Here is an 18,517-nt window from a genome sequence, read left to right as displayed (position 1 = left end):
GCCGCTGCCGGTCCTGTCGAGGCCGGTCAGCGGGATGGGCCGGTTTAGAAGCGGTAGTCGGCGCCGAAGGTGAAGACCTGGGTGTCGCTGGCCGCCTTTTGGAACTCGGCGCGCAGGCCGAATTCCTTGCTGATCGCGTAACGGGCGCCGAAGCCGATCAGGGCCCTGGTGAGGGTTTCCTTCTCGGCGCCGCCGGGGAATGTGAGCTTGCCTTCCAGGCGGTTCACGCCCAGGCGGCCGAAGACGCTGAAGTCGCTGCCCAGCGGTGCCGACAGCACGGCCGACACTTGCAGGGCGTTGCCCTTGAGGGTGAAGGGCACGTTCCGGATCGTGATGGTGTCCTTGCCCAGGTTGCGGTAGCCCAGTTCCACAGCGACGTTGTCGCTGAAGTTGTAGCCGCCGAACAGGGCGTAGCTGGTGCCCTTGAACTTCAGGCCTTCGTCGCTGATGCGGCTCTTGCCCACATCGCCACCGATGTAGAAGCCGTCAGCCTGGGCGACGGTGGACAGGGCGGCGATGGCGGCCAGGGCGATGATCTTCTTCATGGATAAATCCTCCTTAGATTTCTTCTAGTCAACTGCTAGAGGGAGAGAAAAAAGCGCCTCCCACCGGGGAGGCGCTGCGCATTGTGTCTGCTGGGCATCGCACGATTGATGTCGGGGTTGGTAAAAACCCACAGACAGCCGGCTTTCGCCCTGCGCTTCCTACCTAAGGGGGTGTGGAATTCGGCAGCTTGGCCGGCCTTGTGGGCTGTGCCAGCTCCCGCAGGCAGGCCATGCACAGGCAGCCGCTGTAGCGCCGGGCCAGTTCCTGGCGCAGGGGCTCATCCAGGCGCAGCTCGAAACAGTCGCACAAGCCCTCGCTCGCGCCGCAGTGGAAGTCGCCACCGCAGCGAGGGCAGCGGGCGTTCTCGGGCAAGCAGGACCCGGGCAGGCTCATGCGAACAGCGCCTTGTGCTGCTCGCGCAGCAGATTCTTCTGCACCTTGCCCATGGTGTTGCGCGGCAGGGCCTCGACCACAAAGGCCTTCTTGGGCACCTTGAAGTTGGCGATGCGGCTCTTGAGTGCGGCCACGACGGCCGCGCCGTCCAGCGCCGCGCCGGGCTTGGGCACCAGCACCGCCACCACGGCCTCGCCAAAGTCGGGGTGGGGCACGCCGACCACGGCCGATTCGGCCACGCCCGGCATCTCGTTGATGAAGCCCTCGATCTCGGCCGGGTAGACGTTGTAGCCGCCGGAGATGATCAGGTCCTTGCTGCGGCCCACGATGGTGAAGTAGCCGCGCGCATCGCACTGGCCCACATCGCCGGTCTTGAACCAGCCGTCGGCGGTGAACTCCTCGCGGGTCTTCTCGGGCATGCGCCAGTAGCCGGCAAACACATTGGGGCCGCGCACCTGGATGTGGCCGATCTCGCCCACGGGGCAGGGCGCGCCCGCATCGTCCTGCACGCGCACGCCCACGCCGGGCAGGGCGAAGCCCACGGTGCCGCCCCGGCGCTCGCCATCCTCGGCACGGTAGGGGTTGGAGGTCAGCATGATGGTCTCGCTCATGCCGTAGCGCTCCAGGATGGTGTGGCCGCTGCGCTGCTGCCAGTCGCGGAAGGTCTCGATCAGCAGGGGCGCCGAGCCGCTGATGAAGAGCCGCATATGGGCGCAGGCCGCGGGCGTGAGCGTGGGCTCGGCCAGCATGCGCACATAGAGGGTGGGCACGCCCATGAAGATGGTGGCCTCGCCAAAGCGCGCGATCGTGGCCCTGGGGTCGAACCTGGCGAACCAGATCATCTTGCTGCCGTTGAGCAGGGCGCCGTGCGAGGCCACAAAAAGCCCGTGCACATGGAAGATGGGCAGGGCGTGGATCAGCACATCATCCGCCTGCCAGCCCCAGTAGTCCTGGAGCGTGCGGGCATTGCTGAGCATATTGCCGTGGCTCAGCATGGCGCCCTTGCTGCGCCCCGTGGTGCCGCTGGTGTAGAGGATGGCGGCCAGCTCGTCGGCCGTCTTGTGCGCGATCTCGTGCTGGTCGCTCATGGCGCTGGCGCGGTCCAGCAGGGTGCCCGTGCGGTCCTCGTTGAGCGTGAACACATACTGGGTGCCGGCCTGGAAGGCCAGCTTGCTGACCCAGCCGAAATTCCTGCCCGCACAGACCACCACGGCCGGCTCGGCGTTGCCAATGAAGTACTCGATCTCGGCCGCCTGGTAGGCGGTGTTCAGCGGCAGATAGACATAGCCCGCGCGCAGCACGGCCAGATAGAGCATCAGGGCCTCGACGCTCTTTTCGGTCTGCACCGCCACCCGGCTGCCGGCGGGCAGGTCCAGGGATTCGAGCAGATTGGCCATCATGGCCGTGGCGCGTTCGATATCGCGCCAGCTGTAGACCAGGCCGGCCTGCTCGCCGTCCGCGCATTCGATGGCGGGGCGGTCCAGGTCGGCGGGGAAGGCGGCGCGCAGGGCCGCGAACAGGTTTGCGTTCATGGTGTCGCGATTGTCCTCAATCCAGCTTGGCCCCCGAGCTCTTTACCACCTCGGCCCAGCGCTTGAGCTCGGCGCTCACGAAGCCGCCAAAGGCCTCGCCGTAGAGATTGGGAACTTCGGCGCCCAGGCCGTTCCAGGTGTTGCGCAGGCCTTCTTCCGCATAGGCCTTCTTCAGTTCGGCCTGCAGGCTGCTGACGATGTCCTTGGGCGTGCCCTTGGGCGCCCACAGCCCGTACCAGGTGGCCACCTGGTAGCTGGGCACGCCGCCTTCCACGCTGGTGGGCAGATCGGGGAAGCCGGGCGCGCGCTTGGCCGCGGCCACCGCGATGGCCTTGATGCGGCCGCTCTTGATATGGCCGGCGCTGGAGCCCAGGCCGTCGAACATCAGATCCACCTGGCCAGCGATCAGGTCCTGCAGGGCCGGGCCGGCGCCGCGGTAGGGAATGTGGGTGATGAAGGTCTTGGTCTGCAGCTTGAAGAGTTCGCCGGCCAGGTGGTGGGAGGTGCCGTTGCCGGCCGAGCCGTAGTTCAGCTTGCCCGGGTTCTTGCGGATGAACTCCAGCAGGCTCTTCAGATCGGTGGCCTGCACCTTGCTCGGGTTGACCACGATGACCTGGGGCACGCTGGCCACCAGGGCCACTGGCACGAAGTCTTCCTCCAGCCGGTATTCCAGCTTGGGGTACATGCTGGGCGCGATGGCGTGGTGCACCGCGCCCATAAAGAAGGTGTAGCCGTCCGGCGCGGCCTTGGCCGCCAGGGTGGCGCCCACCGTGCCGCCGGCACCGCCCTTGTTGTCGATGATGAACTGCTTGCCGGTCTGCTTGCTGAGCTGGGCCGTCAGCGGGCGGGCAAAGGCGTCGGTGCCGCCGCCCGCGGGGAAGGGCACGATGAGGGTCACCGGCTTGGCCGGCCAGCCCTGGGCCAGGGCCTGGCCGCCGAGCAGGGAAGCGGCGCAGGCGGCCAGCAGGGCCAGGGCGGCACGACGGGATGGGCGGTGCATGGGCAGTCTCCGGTAGGTTCTGTTCCTGGGGCGGCCATGTTCATCTGCGCGCAGGGCCTGTGCATCGGGGTTGTCCCGCAAGCCCGGCTTGCTGCCGCCCACGGTGCTGCTACATTCAGCCCGGCCTCTTGTCCCCCATGTCCTTCGCCATGCACGCACTCAGCCCGTTGCAGCCCATCTCCTCGGTCCAGCCGCAGGGCCTGGATGCGCAGAGCGTGCTGCGCCTGGCGGCCCACACGCTGTTCGAACAGCTGGCCGCGGCGGCCCAGGGCATGCTCGTGCTGGACCGGGAACACCGGGTGGTCTGGATCAGCGAGGGCTACAAGCGCTTCTTGCCCGCCCTGGGTTTTGACAGCGATGCCGATTTCGTGGGCCGCAAGGTGGAGGAGGTGGTGCCGGGCACCCTGCTGGCCGAGGTGATCGATACCGGCCGGCCGATTTTGGTGGACCTGCTCAGCAACAAGGCCGGCACCTTTTTGGTCAGCCGCCTGCCGCTGCGCGATGAGGCGGGCGAGGTGATCGGCGCCCTGGGCCTGGTGCTGCTGGACCAGCCTCAGAGCGAGCCTTCCCCGGGCGGACGCGGCACGAGCGGCCCGACCCTGCAGCCGCTGATCCAGAAGTTTGCACGCCTGCAGCAGGAGCTGGAGGAGGCGCGCCGCCAGCTGGCCGCCGAGACCGCGCGCAACCGGCGACCCAAACACACCATTACCAGCTTCATTGGCGCCAGCCCGGCGGCGCTGGAGGTCAAGCGGCAGGCGCGGCGCGCGGCCCAGACGGACGCGAACGTGCTGCTGCTGGGTGAGACGGGCACGGGCAAGGAGCTGCTGGCCCACGGCATCCACGCCGCCTCGGCCCGGGCGCAGCGGGCCCTGGTCAGCATCAATATCGCCGCCGTGCCGGATACCTTGCTGGAGGCGGAGTTCTTTGGTGTGGCGCCCGGCGCGTACACCGGAGCCGACCGGCGAGGGCGCGAGGGCAAGTTCGCCCTGGCCGATGGCGGCACCCTGTTCCTGGACGAGATCGGCGACATGCCCCTGGCCCTGCAGAGCAAGCTGCTGCGGGTCTTGCAGGAGCAGGAGTTCGAGCCCTTGGGCAGCAACGAGGTGCGGCGTGTGGATGTGCGGGTCATCGCCGCCACCAGCCGTGATCTGGGCGCCATGGTGGCGCGCGGCGAGTTCCGCGCCGACCTCTACTACCGGCTCAATGTGCTGCCCATCCGTCTGCCCGCCCTGCGCGAGCGCATGGAAGATCTGGAGGCCCTGGCCGACGCCCTGCTGGAGGACATTGCGCGGCGCAGCGGCATGCCGCAGCGCCAGCTGGCACCGGAGGCCCTGGACTGGCTGGCCCGTCAGGCCTGGCCCGGAAATATCCGCGAGCTGCGCAACCGCCTGGAGCAGGTCAGCCTGATGAGCGATGAGCTGCTGCTGCTGGCCGAGCATTTCGGGGCGGTCCAGCCCACGGCGCCTGCGCCGCTGGCCGCGCTGCCGGCTTGTACGCCCGAACCGGTCGCCGAACAGCAGCGCCCGCTGCAGCCCTTGCCCGATCAGATTGCCCAGCTCGAGCGCGAAGCCATTGCCCGCGCGCTGCGCATGACCCAGGGCAATCGCGTGGCCGCGGCGCGCCTGCTGCAGATCTCGCGGGCCTCGCTCTATGAACGCCTGACGCGTTGGCCGGACTTGCAGCAGGCCTGAGTGTCCGGAGTCTGGGCACCTCTCGGTGTCACGGTGTCTGAAATTCAGGCAGTGTCGGCTTTGTGATCAGGTCCTTGGAGGCATCAGAGGCATGGTTCGTGACACTGATGGAGCCGCCTGTGGGTGTTTGCGGGGCTGGTCATAGGGGTTATCGCCAGGTCTGAGGCCCCAGGCATAGCCCTTGCGTTCTGTTCTGGCCGAGCGCGCCCGCTTTCGAGGCGCCCGCCATCAGGAGACAGCCATCATGAGGACGAACACGAGCCGCCGCTCGCTGCTGGCCATTGCCGCCGCAGCGGCCACCTTGGGCACCCTGGGCCTGCCGGGCACCGCCCTGGCCCAGGGCAAGGAAATTCGCATCGCCCATATCTACAGCAAGACCGGTCCGCTGGAAGCCTATGGCAAGCAGACCCAGACCGGTTTCATGATGGGCCTGGACTACGCCACCGGCGGCACCATGACGGTGGCGGGCAAGAAGATCGTGGTCATCGAGAAGGACGACCAGGGCAAGCCCGATGTGGGCAAGAGCCTGCTGGCCGCCGCCTATGGTGACGACAAGGCGGATCTGGCTGTGGGCCCCACCTCCTCGGGCGTGGCCCTGGCCCTGCTGCCGGTGGCCGAGGAGTACAAGAAGATCCTGCTGGTGGAGCCCGCCGTGGCCGACTCCATCACCGGCGACAAGTGGAACAAGTACATCTTCCGCACCGGCCGCAACAGCTCGCAGGACGCGATCTCCAATGCGGTGGCCCTGGACAAGCCGGGCGTGACCATCGCCACCCTGGCCCAGGACTATGCCTTTGGCCGTGACGGTGTGAAGGCCTTCAAGGACGCGGTCAAGAAGGCCAAGATCGTCCATGAGGAATACCTGCCCACCACCACCACCGACTTCACCGCCGGGGCCCAGCGCCTGATCGACAAGCTCAAGGACCAGCCCGGCCGCAAGGTGATCTTCATCATCTGGGCCGGCGCCGGTAATCCCTTCAAGATCGCCGATCTGGATCTCAAGCGCTACGGCATCGAGATCGCCACCGGCGGCAACATCCTGCCGGCCATGGCGAACTACAAGGCCTTCCCCGGCATGGAGGGCGCCACCTACTACTACTTCGGCATTCCCAAGAATCCGGCCAATGAGTGGCTGGTGGCCAACCACTACAAGCAGTTCAAGAGCCCGCCGGACTTCTTCACCGCGGGCGGCATGACGGCCGCCATTGCCGTGGTCGAGGCGCTCAAGAAGACCGGCGGCGAGACCAGCACCAACAAGCTGATCAAGACCATGGAGGGCATGAGCTTCGAGACGCCCAAGGGGAAGATGACCTTCCGCCCCGAGGATCATCAGGCCATGCAGTCCATGTATCACTTCAAGATCAAGGTGGATCCGGCCTTTCCCTGGGGGGTGCCCGAGCTGGTGCGAGAGATCAAGCCGGAAGAGATGCAGGTTCCCATCCGCAACAAGCGCTGAATCGCGCTCGGCTACTGCGCGAACGCAGGCCGTCGTTGCGGCCCCCCCCGTGGATCCTCACGTACAGGAAGTACGTTCCGGTCCACGGGTCCCCCCGCGCCTAGTCCCGCGTCCGCTCGCTACGCCTCGGGCTGTGCACTTTGTTCAAGACCCCCAATGCTTGAAACCCGTGATCTCACCATCCGCTTCGGCGGCCATGTGGCCGTCGACCGCGTCTCCTGCGCCTTCAAGCCGGGCACGCTGACGGCCATCGTCGGTCCCAATGGCGCGGGCAAGACCACCTACTTCAACCTGATCTCGGGGCAGCTGCGGGCCAGTGCCGGTACGGTCTCGCTGGATGGGCATGACCTGACCCCGCTTTCGGCGCCGCAGCGCACGCGGCGCGGTCTGGGGCGGGCCTTCCAGCTGACCCAGCTCTTCCCCAACCTCTCGGTGCTGGAGAACGTGCGCCTGGCGGTGCAGGCGCGGCGCGGCCAGGGCCTGGACTTCCTCACGGTCTGGCTGCATCACCGCGAGCTCCTGGACGAGGCCCGCGCCCTGGTGGAGCGGGTGCGGCTCACGGCCCGCATGGACGCGCCCGCGGCCAGCCTGCCGCATGGCGACCAGCGCAAGCTGGAGGTGGCCATGCTGATCGCCCTGCAGCCCAAGGTCTATATGTTCGATGAACCCACCGCCGGCATGAGCGTGGACGAGGTGCCCGTGGTGCTGGACCTGATTCGCGAACTCAAGGCCGAGGGCCGGCACACCATCCTGCTGGTGGAGCACAAGATGGATGTGGTGCGCGAGCTGGCCGACCGCATCATCGTGCTGCATATGGGCCAGCTGGTGGCCGATGGTGACCCCGCCACCGTGATCGCCTCGCCCGTGGTGCAGCAGGCCTATCTGGGCGCCGCCATGCCGGAGGCCGCATGAGCGATACGCCCAAAAACCTGCTCTCGCTGCAGGACGTACACACCCATGTGGGCGCGTATCACATCCTGCACGGCGTGAACCTGGAAGTGCCCGCTGGCCAGCTGACCATGCTGCTGGGCCGCAATGGCGCGGGCAAGACCAGCACCCTGCGCACCATCATGGGCTTGTGGCAGGCCAGCCGTGGCGAGATCCGCTTCGACGGCCAGCCCATCACCCGCCTGCCCACGCCCGAGATCACCCAGCGCTGCGATATCGCCTATGTGCCCGAGAACATGGGCATCTTCGGCGACCTCACGGTGCGCGAGAACCTGCTGCTGGCCGCGCGCCGTGCGCGCTCCCTGGAGCAGATGGACACCCAGCGCCTGGACTGGCTGTTCCAGCTCTTTCCCGCGCTCAAGAAGTTCTGGCTCTACCCCGCGGGCAAGCTCAGCGGTGGCCAGAAGCAGATGCTGGCCATTGCCCGCGCCATGGTGGAGCCGCGCCGCCTCTTGCTGATCGACGAGCCCAGCAAGGGCCTGGCCCCGGCCATCGTGCTCAATCTGGTGGAGGCCCTGCGCGAACTCAAGCGCAGCGGCGGCGCCACCGTGCTCCTGGTGGAGCAGAACTTCATGGTGGCCAAGGCCCTGGGCGACCGGGTGGCCGTGATGGACGACGGCCGCATCGTGCACAGCGGTGCCATGGCCGAGTTGTCCGCCGACGAGGCACTGCAGCAGCGTCTGCTGGGCCTGTCCCTGGCGGCGCATCAATGAGCAAGCAAAGAGAACCGGCATGAGCACGAGCATGAGCACTGCCCCTTCCGCCAATCCTTCCAGCCCGGCCAGTCCCGAGCCGGCCGCGGCCGTTCCCAAGGCGCGCTTCGACTGGATTCCCCTGGCCTTGCTGGCGGGCCTGGCCGGGCTGGCCCTGCCGCTGATCGGCAGCCCCAGCAGCTGGGCCACCCTGACCCTGGCCGGTCTGGCCATGGGCCTGATCATCTTCATCATCGCCTCGGGCCTGACCCTGGTCTTTGGCCTGATGGACGTGCTGAACTTCGGCCACGGCGTCTTCATCGCCCTGGGCGCCTTCATGGCCACCACGGTGCTGGGGGCCATGGGCGGCTGGGTGGCCAGCCCCTCCCTGGCCCTGAATCTGCTGGCCGTGGGCCTGGCGGCCCTGGTGGGCATGGCGGTGGCCGGCGGCGTGGGGCTGGCCTTCGAGCGGGTGCTGGTGCGGCCGGTCTACGGCATGCACCTCAAGCAGATCCTGATCACCATGGGCGGCATGATCATCGGCGAGGAGCTGATCAAGGTGATCTGGGGCGCCCAGCTCACGCCGCTGCCGCCGCCGCAAGGTCTGCGCGGTGCCCTGCTCCTGCCCGGCGATGTGGCGGTGGAGAAGCTGCGCCTGCTGGCGGCTGCCGTGGGGCTGTTGGTGTTTGTCGGCCTGCTGCTCCTGCTCAACCGCACCAAGCTCGGGCTGCTGATCCGCGCCGGCGTGCAGGACCGCGAGATGGTGGAGAGCCTGGGCTATCGCATCCGCCGCCTCTTCGTGGCGGTCTTCGTGGGCGGCTCGGCGCTGGCGGGCCTGGGCGGTGTGCTCTGGGGTCTGTACCAGCAGGGCGTGACGCCGCAGATCGGCGCCCAGGTCAACACCCTGATCTTCATCGTCATCATCATCGGCGGCCTGGGCTCCACACTCGGCTGCTTTGTGGGTGCCCTGCTGGTGGGCCTGATGGCCAACTACACCGGCTTTCTGGCGCCCAAGGTGGCGCTGTTCTCCAACATCGGCCTGATGGTCGCCATCCTGCTGTGGCGGCCCCAAGGGCTTTATCCGGTCACCAGCCGCTGAAGGAGAGCCGCATGCGCATCGTGTCTTCCCTGCTCTCGCACGACCTGCCGCGCAGCCGTGTCCTGAGCCTGCTTCTGCTCGTCGTGCTGCTGGGCCTGGCCTTCACGCCCTTCATCTTTCCGGGCACCAAGGCCCTGAATGTGGCGGCCAAGATCCTGATCTTCATCGTGCTGGTGGCCAGCTACGACCTGCTGCTGGGCTATACCGGCATCGTCAGCTTTGCCCACACCATGTTCTTCGGCATCGGGGCCTATGGCATTGCCATTGCCAGCAGCCGCATGGCGAACGATGGCGTGGTGGGCTGGGCCGCGGTGGGGGCAGGACTTGCCGGCGCCCTCATCGTCTCCCTGCTGCTGTCCCTGCTGATCGGCCTGTTCAGCCTGCGGGTCAAGGCCATCTTCTTTGCCATGATCACCCTGGCCGTGGCCTCGGCCTTCCTGACCCTGGCCTCCCAGCTCTCGGAGCTCACCGGCGGCGAGGACGGGCTGAACTTCAAGGTGCCCGAGCTGCTGCAGCCCGGCACCGAGTTCCTGGAAGAGCCCTTTCTGGGCGCCAGCATCGATGGGCGCTTTGCCTCCTACTACCTGCTCTTCGTCGTGGCCCTGGCTCTGGTGCTGCTGATGCTGCGCATCGTGAACTCGCCCTTCGGCCGGGTGCTGCAGGCCATCCGTGAAAACGACTTCCGGGCCGAGGCCATCGGCTACCGCACCGTGGTCTACCGCACGCTCTCCAATGTGCTGGCCGCGCTCTTCGCCACCGTGGCCGGAGCCCTGCTCGCGCTCTGGCTGCGCTACAACGGGCCGGACACCTCGCTGTCCTTCGAGATCATGCTGGACATCCTGCTGATCGTGGTGATCGGTGGCATGGGCACGATCTACGGCGCCGTGGTGGGCAGCGCGCTCTTCGTGCTGGCCCAGAACTATCTGCAGGACCTGATGAAGCTGGGCGCGGTCGCGGTGGAGGGCATTCCCGTGCTGTCCCAGCTGGTCTCGCCCGACCGCTGGCTGCTCTGGCTGGGCCTGCTCTTCGTGCTGGCGGTCTATCACTTTCCCAGCGGCATTGTCGGGCGCCTGCGCGCGCTGCGCCGCCTTTGAGCGTTCCTTCTTCTTGTTCTTCTTCCCGCAGCCGGCTTGGCTTGCAAGCCAGATTCCCAAGAAAGGCGTTTGAGATGAAGCGTGCACCTTCGCGTTCGGGCCGTCGGCCACTCTCTGCCCTCACGCTGACGGCCCTGGCCGCCGGCGTGGCCCTGCTGTCGGCCTGCGGCGGCGATGATGAGACCCCGCCCGCCCTCAATGAGAAGCCCGGCTTTCTGGGCAGCATCCAGAGCACCCGCTACGACGGCAATACCGACGATCTGCTGACTGCCGGCCTGGGCAAGACCGGCCTGGCCAGTGCCGTGGCGCCCGCCTATGCCGATCCGCTCAAGCCCACGGCGGCCGAGCTGCGTCGTGCCGCCATCTACAACAACTACCGCGCCCTGGTGGACATGAGCAGCGCCGGCGGCTATGGCGTTCTCTACGGCCCCAATGTGGACGCCGCCGGCGTGGCCGGCAGCGGCGAGGGCAAGGTGGCGGGCACCGAGTACATTGCCTACAGCGACGATGGCAGCGGGGCCATCAACGCCACCCTGATGGTGCAGGTGCCCAGCAACTTCGACCCCGCCAACCCCTGCCTGATTACCGCCACCTCCTCGGGCTCGCGCGGCGTTTACGGCGCCATTTCCACCGGCGAGTGGGGACTGCGCCGGGGCTGCGCCGTGGCCTACACCGACAAGGGCACCGGGGCGGCCCCGCATGATCTGGGCAGCGATACCGTGCCCCTGATCGACGGCACGCGCAGCAGTGCCCTGGCGGCCGGCAAGAACGCGGCCTTCCAGAGCGGGCTCTCGGCCGCCGAGCTGGGCAGCTTCAACGCGAGCACGCCCAAGCGGCTGGCGTTCAAGCATGCCCATAGCGGCCGCAACCCCGAGAAGGACTGGGGTGTCTACACCCTGCAGGCGGTGGAGTTCGCCTACTACGTGCTCAACGAGAGCTATGGCGAGGCCGATGCCGCCAGCGGCAAGCGCAAGCTGCGCTACAAGGCCGGCGACATCCTCACCATTGCCTCCAGCATCTCCAATGGCGGCGGTGCGGCGATTGCCGCGGCCGAGCTGGACAGCAAGGGCCTGATCAGCGGCGTGGCGGTCTCGGAGCCGGCGGTGCAGCTGCCGGCCAATCCGGGCGTGACGGTGCAGCGCGGCGGCACGACGGTGAGCGCCAGCGCCCGCACGCTCTACGACTACACCAGCCTGGCCAATCTCTACCAGCCCTGCGCGGCGCTGGCCCAGGCCGGTGTGCCTGGCGCGGGCTTTGTGGTGGCGTCTTTTGCCGCCAACCGCTGCGCGGCCCTGTCGGCCAAGGGCCTGCTGCCCGGCGCGGCTTCATCCTCCACCGCCGATCTGGCCCAGGCCGCCCTGCAGCAGATGCGCAAGTACGGCTGGGAGGCGGAGTCCGATGCGCTGCATGCCTCGCATGCCGCCTTCGAGATTGCCTCGGCCGTGACCGTGACCTTTGCCAACGCCTTGTCGCGCGCCAGCGTCAAGGACCATCTCTGCGGCTACAGCTATGCCTCGACCAGCGCGGCCGGTGTGGTGAATGACCTGGCCCCTGCGGCCCTGGCCGGCATGTTTGCCACCGGCAACGGCGTGCCGCCCAGCGCCGGCGTGCAGCTGGTCAACAACCTGAGCGTGGGCGGGCCGCTGCGCGATCTGCTCTCGCTCTCGCCCAGCACCGGCAAACAGGACTTCAATATCGACGGCGCCCTGTGTCTGCGCAATCTGCTGAGCGGCACCGATGCCGCGGCCGCCCGTCTGCAGACCGGCATCAACGAAACCCGCCGCAACGGCAATCTGCGCGGCAAGCCGGCCCTGATCGTGCACGGTCGCTCCGACGCCCTGCTGCCCGTCAACCACACCTCGCGGCCCTACTACGGTCTGAACAAGCTGGCCGAGGGCGCGGCCAGCAAGCTCAGCTATATCGAGGTCACCAATGCCCAGCACTTCGACGGCTTCATCGGCCTGCCCGCCGTGCTGCCGGGCTATGACAGCCGTTATGTGCCCCTGCACCTCTATCTGTTCCGGGCCCTGGATGCCGTGTATGACAACCTGAAGAAGGGCACGGCCCTGCCGCCCAGCCAGGTGCTGCGCACCGTGCCGCGCGGCGGCACCGCCGGTGCGGCACCCGCCATCACCGCGGCCAATGTGCCGCCCATTGCCAGCAACCCGGCCGCGGGCGATCGCATCGCCTTCAGCGGGAGCACCGTCAACGTTCCGGACTGAGACGCCCAGCCTGATGCCGCGGCCGTGCCTGCCCTCAGGCCCGGCTGCGGCCCCCCACTGGATACCCAAAAGAAGAGGAGCCCCACCATGTCTGCCAGTCCCAGCTCCCACTACCTGAGCTGCCACGGCCGTGAGATCCACTATGTCGAGTGGGGCTCAGAGCATGCCGAGACCGTGATCGCCTGGCATGGCCTGGCACGCACCGGCCGCGATATGGACGAGCTGGCCCGCCATCTGAGCAGCCGCTATCGCGTGATCGCGCCGGACACGATAGGCCGCGGCCTCTCGCAATGGAGCCCCGAGCCCGATCGCGAGTACTGCCTGGACTTCTATGTGAAGCTGGCTACCGCCCTGGTGGATCAGCTGGGCCTGCAGCAGTTCCACTGGGTGGGCACGTCCATGGGCGGCGCCATCGGCACCCTGGCCGCGGCCACCAGCCTGCGAGGCCGTATTCGCCGCCTGGTGCTCAATGACAACGGCCCCGAGCTGGCGGCGCCGGCCATCGCGCGCATACGCAGCTATGCCGGGCAACCCTCGGCCTTCGACACCGTCAGCGAGCTGGAGCAGTATTTCCGTCAGGTCTACAAGCCCTATGGCTGGCTCAGCGACGTCCAGTGGCGTCAGCTCACCGAGACCTCGGTGCGCCGTCTGCCCGATGGCCGCGTCACCCCGCACTACGACCCGGCCATGGTGCGGCAGTTCATCGCGCACCCCCAGGACTATGATTTGTGGGACGCCTGGGACAGCCTGAACCTGCCCGTGCTCTGCCTGCGTGGTGAGGACTCGGACCTGCTGCTGGCCGAAACCGCCGAGGCCATGCGCCAGCGCGGTCCGCGCGCGGTGGTGGCCACCATTGCGGGCTGCGGTCATGCACCGGCGCTCAATGTGCCGGAGCAGTTCGCCCTGGTGGAGCGCTTTCTGGAGGCGGCCTGAGCAGCGTGCCCTGGGCTGCGGGCGCGTTCAGGGCGCGGGCTCGGTCTTGCCGGCGTAGCGCTTCTGCCATTCGCCCAGGATGCGTGCGCGCTGGCTGCTGAGCCAGTCGAAGTCCTGCGCGATCATGCGCTCGGGAATATTGGGGGGCAGATGGGGCAGCTTCTGCACCCTGACCTTGACCGAGGTGACTTCGCCATAGCGGGCAAAGGCCTCCATGGCCGGCGTGCTCAAGGCCCATTCGACCAGCTTCATGGCCTCGGCCTGCTTGCGCGTCTTGCGGTTGACGGCGATGGCCTGCAGATCCCAGGCCGTGCCGTCCTCCGGGATCAGCACATCGATCGCGCCGCCGGCTTCCTTGATGCGCGCCCCACGCCCCGGAAAGGACAGGCCCAGCTGCGTCTGGCCCGCCGCGGCCATCTCGCAGGGCTTGCTCCCCGAGCGCGTGTACTGCGAAACCTGCTGGTGCAGCTGGTCCATAAAGGCCCAGGCCTTGGCCTCGCCCATGGTGCGAACCCAGCCGGTGACCATCATGGCGCCGGTACCCGAGTACACCGGATCGGGCATGACCACCCGGCCCTTGAGGGCGGGTTTCAGCAAGTCCTGCCAGGTCTTGGGGCGCTCCAGCTTGGACTGGGTGGTCCCCGCAGTGTTCCAGCACATGGCGGTGGACCAGGTGTAAAGCCCGATCCAGCGCGGCGGGTCCTGGGTGTCCAGATAGCGGCCGCCCACCCGCTCCAGCCCTGTGGGTTGCAGGGCTTGCAGCAGACCGAGCTTGTCCAGCTCGATCATATTGGCGGCGGTGTGGGCAAAGATGACGTCGGCCTTCAGCGCTTCGCGCTCCTCCAGCATGCGTTTCTGAAGCACGCCGGTGGAGGCTCGCACCCACTCCACGGCCACCTGGGGATGGGCCTTGGCAAAGGCCTTGGCAAAGCTGTCCAGGGCGTCGGCATCGGCGCTTGAGTAGACGATGAGCTTGTCGGCCCGGGCCGCTGACAACAGCGCCATGCCGATCAGGACAGCCATGCCGGCTGCGCGCAGGAGAGGCCGGTAGGCCGTAGGCTGGGAGCTCATCGGCCGCAATATAGCGAAGCCGGGCCGGAATTCAATGTGGGTACAAAGGCGTGGGGGAGGGCGCCAAGTAAGATCAAAGGCGGCACAAGGAGCTCCTATGCGCTGGCGTTGGCCCATACACATCCATTTGTCGACCCTGTTCGTGGTGGTCTTTGTGCTCTCGGCCCTGGCCATCGGCCTGCAACGCTATCGCAGCACCACGGCCACCATGATCGGCCATGCGCAGGACCGCATCAGCTCGGCCTCGCGCGAGGCGGGGCTGGAGCTCGCCCGTGGCATCGAGAGCGCCAGCCTGGCGGCGAATATGCTGAGCCGCAGCCGCCTGCCTCCGCCGCAGTCCCAGCAAAGCGTGACCGAGCTGCTGCCCCTGCTCAAGCAGGCCCTGCGCTCCTCCGAGGCCCTGGAGGCGGTGTTCGTGGGCTATGGCAGCGGCGATATGTTCCTGGTGCGCCGGCTGCGCAACGAGGGGCAGCTCAAGCTCTTCGAGGCGCCCGAAGGAACCCGTTACATCCTGCAGACCATCAACCGCGCGGCCGCGCCGGCCCAGGGGCACTTCTCCTTCATGGACGAGGAGCTCAACAGCCTGCGTGAGGAAGAGAGGCCGGCCTATGCCCAGGGCTACGACCCGCGCAGCCGTGGTTGGTACCGTGAGGCCTTTCGCGCCGGTCAGACCGTGGCGGGCAAGCCCTATGTGTTCTTCACCACCAAGCAGGTGGGGCTGACGATCTCCGCGCCGGTGGAGAACTCGCGCACGGTGGTGGGCGCCGATGTGAGCGTCGAATCCCTGGGCGCCATGCTGAAGCAGCTCAGGATCACTCCCGGCTCCTATATGGCCCTGGTCTTGCCCGATGGGCAGTTGCTGGCGCACTCGGATGCCGCGAATGCCGTCTACACGGTACAGCCCGATGGCGGCTTTCGTCTGCTCACGCTGGCCCAGCTGCCACTGCCCTTTGCGGCCGGGCTGGACGCCAAGCTGCAAGCCAGCGCGCAGGGTGAGCCGCAGCGGGGCGTGGAGGACTTGGGTGGCCAGCTCTGGCACACGGCCATCACGGGTGTGAAGGCGCCGGGCGGGCTGGATCTGCGCCTCATCATCGCCGTGCCCGACCAGGAGCTGATGGCCGATGCCCATGCGCAACGGCGCCAGGAGATCGCCTGGAACGCCCTGGCGGTGGTGCTCGCCGCCCTGCTGGTGGTGTGGCTCTCGCGCCGTATCGCGCGCCCCATCCGCCATGTGGCCGAGGTGGCACGCAAGATCCAGCGCTTCGACTTTTCCGCCCAGAGCCGGAGCAACACCATCATCCGCGAGGTGCATGAGCTGGAAGAGACCATAGACAGCATGAAGCTCACCATCCGGCGCTTCCTGAATCTGAGCGAAACGGTGTCCAGCGAGCAGAACTTCGACAAGCTGCTGCAATTGCTGCTGAGCGAAACCTGCGCTGCGGTCAAGGCCGAAGGCGGCGTGCTCTACCTGGCGGATCACGGCCAGCTGCGGCCCGGTGCCGTCCTGCTGCCGGGGCAAGACCTGTCACCGCAGGCCCTGCCCGCATTTGCGCTCACGGAGGACAGCCTGCCGGTGCGCGCCCTGAGTGCGCTGCAGACCGTGCAGCAGCCGCTCGACCCGGCCAGCCGCCAAGCCCTGGGCCTGCCGGCCGCTCAAGCACCGTCAGGCCCGGGCCACGCCCTGGCCGTGCCCCTGGTCACGCGCAAGGGCGAACCGGTGGGCTGCCTGCTGCTGCTGGGCGAGGCGGCCTTCGACGTCGGGCCCATCACCTTTGTGCGGGCGCTCTCGGGCACGGCCGCCAGCACCCTGGAGACCCGCGAACTGATACACAGCCAGAAGGAATTGTTCGAGGCCTTCATCCGCCTGATCGCTGGTGCCATCGATTCCAAGAGCCCCTATACCGGTGGCCATTGCGAGCGCGTGCCCGAGCTGACCAAGATGCTGGCCCGCGCGGCCTGCGAGCAGACCGAGGGGCGTTGGCGCGACTTTGACCTGGACGAGAACGGCTGGGAGGCCGTGCACGTGGCAGCCTGGCTGCATGACTGCGGCAAGATCACCACGCCCGAGTTTGTGGTGGACAAGGCCACCAAGCTGGAGTGCATCTACGACCGCATTCACGAGGTGCGCATGCGCTTCGAGGTGCTCAAGCGCGATGCGCAGATCCAGGCGCTGCGAGACCAGTTGGCCGGCCAGGACGCCGAGACCGTGCAGCAGCGCTTGCGCGACGAGCTGGCTCAGCTGGACGCGGACTTTGCCTTCGTCTGCGTCTGCAACGAGGGTGGGGAGTTCATGGCGCCCGAGAAGGTCGAGCGCCTGCGTGCCATCGCTGCACGGACCTGGCTGCGCACCCTGGATGACCGCATGGGCATCTCGTCCGAGGAATTGCAGCGCAAGAACAGGTCGGCCGCGCCGCCCCTGCCCGTGGAGGAAGCGCTGCTGGCCGACAAGCCCGAGCACCGCGTGGAGCGCAGCCCCGAGACCGTGGACCCCTTTGCCGGTCTGGGCATACAGATGGCGAAGCCGGCGCTGCTTTACGACAAGGGCGAGTTGCACAACCTCAGCATCTCGCGCGGCACCCTGACCGAGGAAGACCGCTACAAGATCAACGAGCACATCATCCAGACCATAAGGATGCTGGCCAACCTGCCTTTCCCCAAGCATCTGCGCGAGGTGCCCGAGATCGCGGGCGGCCATCACGAGAAGATGGACGGCACGGGCTATCCCAAGCGCCTGCAAGGGGCTCAGATGAGCCCGGTCGCGCGCATGATGGCGATTGCCGACATCTTCGAGGCCTTGACTGCCTCCGATCGCCCGTACAAAAAGGCCAAGACCCTGGCCGAATCCCTTCGCATCATGAAGTTCATGGTCAAGGACCAGCACATCGACCCGGACCTGTTCGAGCTCTTCCTGCGCTCGGGCGTCTGGCAGGACTACGCGCAGAAGTACCTCAAGCCGGATCAGATCGATGCGGTCCGCATCGAAGACTATCTGCCCCCGCCCCCGGCCGAAAGCCCGGTGGCGGCATGAGCGCCTGCTGGCCGAGGCCGTGCCGCGGCGGCCGGCGCTCAGATTTGATCCGGGAGCCGGAGCCAGCGCCCCAGGCGGCCGCGCAGTGACACGAAGTCCAGGGGCTTGGTCAGGTGCTCATTCATGCCGGCCGCGAGGCTGGCCTGCACATCGGCCTCCAGGGCGTGAGCGGTGAGCGCCAGGATGGGAAAGTCCGGCAGCAGCCCTTCGCGCTGCAACTCGCGCAGGCGGCGCGCACATTCCAGCCCGTCCATGCCGGGCATCTGAATGTCCATCAGCACCAGATCGGGCGCCAGTTCCTGGCATTGCCGCAGGGCATCCTGCCCATTCTCGGCCAGCCGGGCGCTCAGACCCATGAGGCTGAGGAACTCCAGGGCCACGACCTGATTGATATGGTTGTCCTCGACCAGCAGCACCGAGGCCGCGCCGGCAGGGGCGACTGCGGGCCGCTCGACCGCGGACCGTCCGTCCGAATCCGGGCCCGACATGTCTTGGGCGGCAGAAACCGCCTTGCCTGGGGCCAGCGGTGGCGGGGCTTGTGTCATGCTCATTCCGGGCCTCTTGATCCTCTCCCTGGGCGCCGCCGCCCCCACACTGGCGGTGGCCTTGCGGTCTTGCACCCGTGGCCGTACGCGGCTGATCCGCCGCTCGGCCTCGAGAACTGTCTCGAGGATCCGGCCCTGGGGCCATTGTTGCCCGGCCGGGGTCCTGGCGCAACGGCCGTTGATCCACCGACAGGCGGGACTTGACAGGCCGTCCGGGTCCTGCAGCGAGCGCTTGTGTGGGCCCTATGGGCCTGCTGACAGCTTTGG

15 protein-coding genes are annotated in these 18,517 nt (G+C 67.6%); 9 read left to right on the top strand and 6 right to left on the bottom strand.

Translation table 11 applies throughout. From position 1 onward, the window contains the following. Nucleotides 1–44: 44 nt before the first annotated feature. The 4 genes from DFR39_RS10010 to DFR39_RS09995 form a co-directional block, all read right to left on the bottom strand. Nucleotides 45–545 carry an outer membrane beta-barrel protein gene (locus tag DFR39_RS10010; RefSeq protein ID WP_133603403.1) on the bottom strand — a complete coding sequence of 167 codons (501 nt, stop codon included), beginning with the start codon at nucleotides 543–545 and terminating at the stop codon, nucleotides 45–47. 163 nt (nucleotides 546–708) lie between these two features. After that, nucleotides 709–939: a cysteine-rich CWC family protein gene (locus DFR39_RS10005; RefSeq protein ID WP_133603402.1), complete on the bottom strand. Its 231-nt coding sequence runs from the start codon at nucleotides 937–939 to the stop codon at nucleotides 709–711. Beyond that, a complete protein-coding gene (locus DFR39_RS10000; RefSeq protein ID WP_133603401.1) occupies nucleotides 936–2,471 on the bottom strand; it encodes a malonate--CoA ligase in 1,536 nt (511 codons plus the stop codon). Before DFR39_RS10000 ends, DFR39_RS10005 begins: the two co-directional genes overlap by 4 nt. Nucleotides 2,472–2,487: 16 nt before the next feature. Continuing rightward, the gene (locus tag DFR39_RS09995; protein ID WP_133603400.1) at nucleotides 2,488–3,471 is read right to left on the bottom strand and encodes a Bug family tripartite tricarboxylate transporter substrate binding protein; all 984 of its coding nucleotides are present in this window, start codon (nucleotides 3,469–3,471) and stop codon (nucleotides 2,488–2,490) included. A gap of 149 nt (nucleotides 3,472–3,620) precedes the next feature. On the opposite strand from DFR39_RS09995, the gene DFR39_RS09990 reads away from it, so the two are divergent. The 8 genes from DFR39_RS09990 (at nucleotide 3,621) to DFR39_RS09955 (ending at nucleotide 13,606) form a co-directional block, all read left to right on the top strand. Next, entirely contained in the window at nucleotides 3,621–5,162 is a 1,542-nt protein-coding gene (locus DFR39_RS09990) for a sigma-54 interaction domain-containing protein (protein ID WP_133603399.1), read from the top strand. Nucleotides 5,163–5,406: 244 nt separating this feature from the next. Further along, nucleotides 5,407–6,618, top strand: coding sequence for a substrate-binding domain-containing protein (locus tag DFR39_RS09985; RefSeq protein ID WP_133603398.1), 1,212 nt, complete (start codon nucleotides 5,407–5,409; stop codon nucleotides 6,616–6,618). Between the two features lie 156 nt (nucleotides 6,619–6,774). Further along, complete coding sequence (locus DFR39_RS09980) at nucleotides 6,775–7,530, top strand: ABC transporter ATP-binding protein (RefSeq protein WP_133603397.1); 756 nt, start codon at nucleotides 6,775–6,777, stop codon at nucleotides 7,528–7,530. Beyond that, a complete protein-coding gene (locus DFR39_RS09975; RefSeq protein WP_133603396.1) occupies nucleotides 7,527–8,279 on the top strand; it encodes an ABC transporter ATP-binding protein in 753 nt (250 codons plus the stop codon). Before DFR39_RS09980 ends, DFR39_RS09975 begins: the two co-directional genes overlap by 4 nt. A 31-nt stretch (nucleotides 8,280–8,310) precedes the next feature. Beyond that, a complete protein-coding gene (locus tag DFR39_RS09970) occupies nucleotides 8,311–9,357 on the top strand; it encodes a branched-chain amino acid ABC transporter permease (protein ID WP_246030769.1) in 1,047 nt (348 codons plus the stop codon). 11 nt (nucleotides 9,358–9,368) lie between these two features. After that, the gene (locus tag DFR39_RS09965; protein ID WP_133603394.1) at nucleotides 9,369–10,451 is read left to right on the top strand and encodes a branched-chain amino acid ABC transporter permease; all 1,083 of its coding nucleotides are present in this window, start codon (nucleotides 9,369–9,371) and stop codon (nucleotides 10,449–10,451) included. Between the two features lie 74 nt (nucleotides 10,452–10,525). Continuing rightward, entirely contained in the window at nucleotides 10,526–12,673 is a 2,148-nt protein-coding gene (locus DFR39_RS09960; protein WP_133603393.1) for a D-(-)-3-hydroxybutyrate oligomer hydrolase, read from the top strand. Between the two features lie 87 nt (nucleotides 12,674–12,760). Then, a complete protein-coding gene (locus DFR39_RS09955; protein WP_133603392.1) occupies nucleotides 12,761–13,606 on the top strand; it encodes an alpha/beta fold hydrolase in 846 nt (281 codons plus the stop codon). A gap of 27 nt (nucleotides 13,607–13,633) precedes the next feature. Here the strand turns inward: DFR39_RS09955 and DFR39_RS09950 are convergent, their stop codons facing one another. Beyond that, nucleotides 13,634–14,629 (bottom strand): extracellular solute-binding protein, encoded by a 996-nt coding sequence (locus tag DFR39_RS09950; protein WP_162849480.1) that lies wholly within the window; start codon nucleotides 14,627–14,629, stop codon nucleotides 13,634–13,636. Nucleotides 14,630–14,774: 145 nt separating this feature from the next. Between DFR39_RS09950 and DFR39_RS09945 the strand changes: the two genes are divergently transcribed. Next, nucleotides 14,775–17,705: an HD domain-containing phosphohydrolase gene (locus DFR39_RS09945; RefSeq protein ID WP_162849479.1), complete on the top strand. Its 2,931-nt coding sequence runs from the start codon at nucleotides 14,775–14,777 to the stop codon at nucleotides 17,703–17,705. A 38-nt stretch (nucleotides 17,706–17,743) separates the two neighbouring features. On the opposite strand, the gene DFR39_RS09940 is transcribed toward DFR39_RS09945, so the two are convergent. Then, nucleotides 17,744–18,256, bottom strand: a complete 513-nt coding sequence (locus tag DFR39_RS09940; RefSeq protein WP_133603389.1) for a response regulator — start codon at nucleotides 18,254–18,256, stop codon at nucleotides 17,744–17,746. Nucleotides 18,257–18,517: the final 261 nt, after the last annotated feature.

The organism is Roseateles asaccharophilus (assembly GCF_004362405.1).
Lineage (GTDB): Bacteria > Pseudomonadota > Gammaproteobacteria > Burkholderiales > Burkholderiaceae_C > Kinneretia > Kinneretia asaccharophila.
This window is presented reverse-complemented; position numbering and strand designations above follow the sequence as displayed.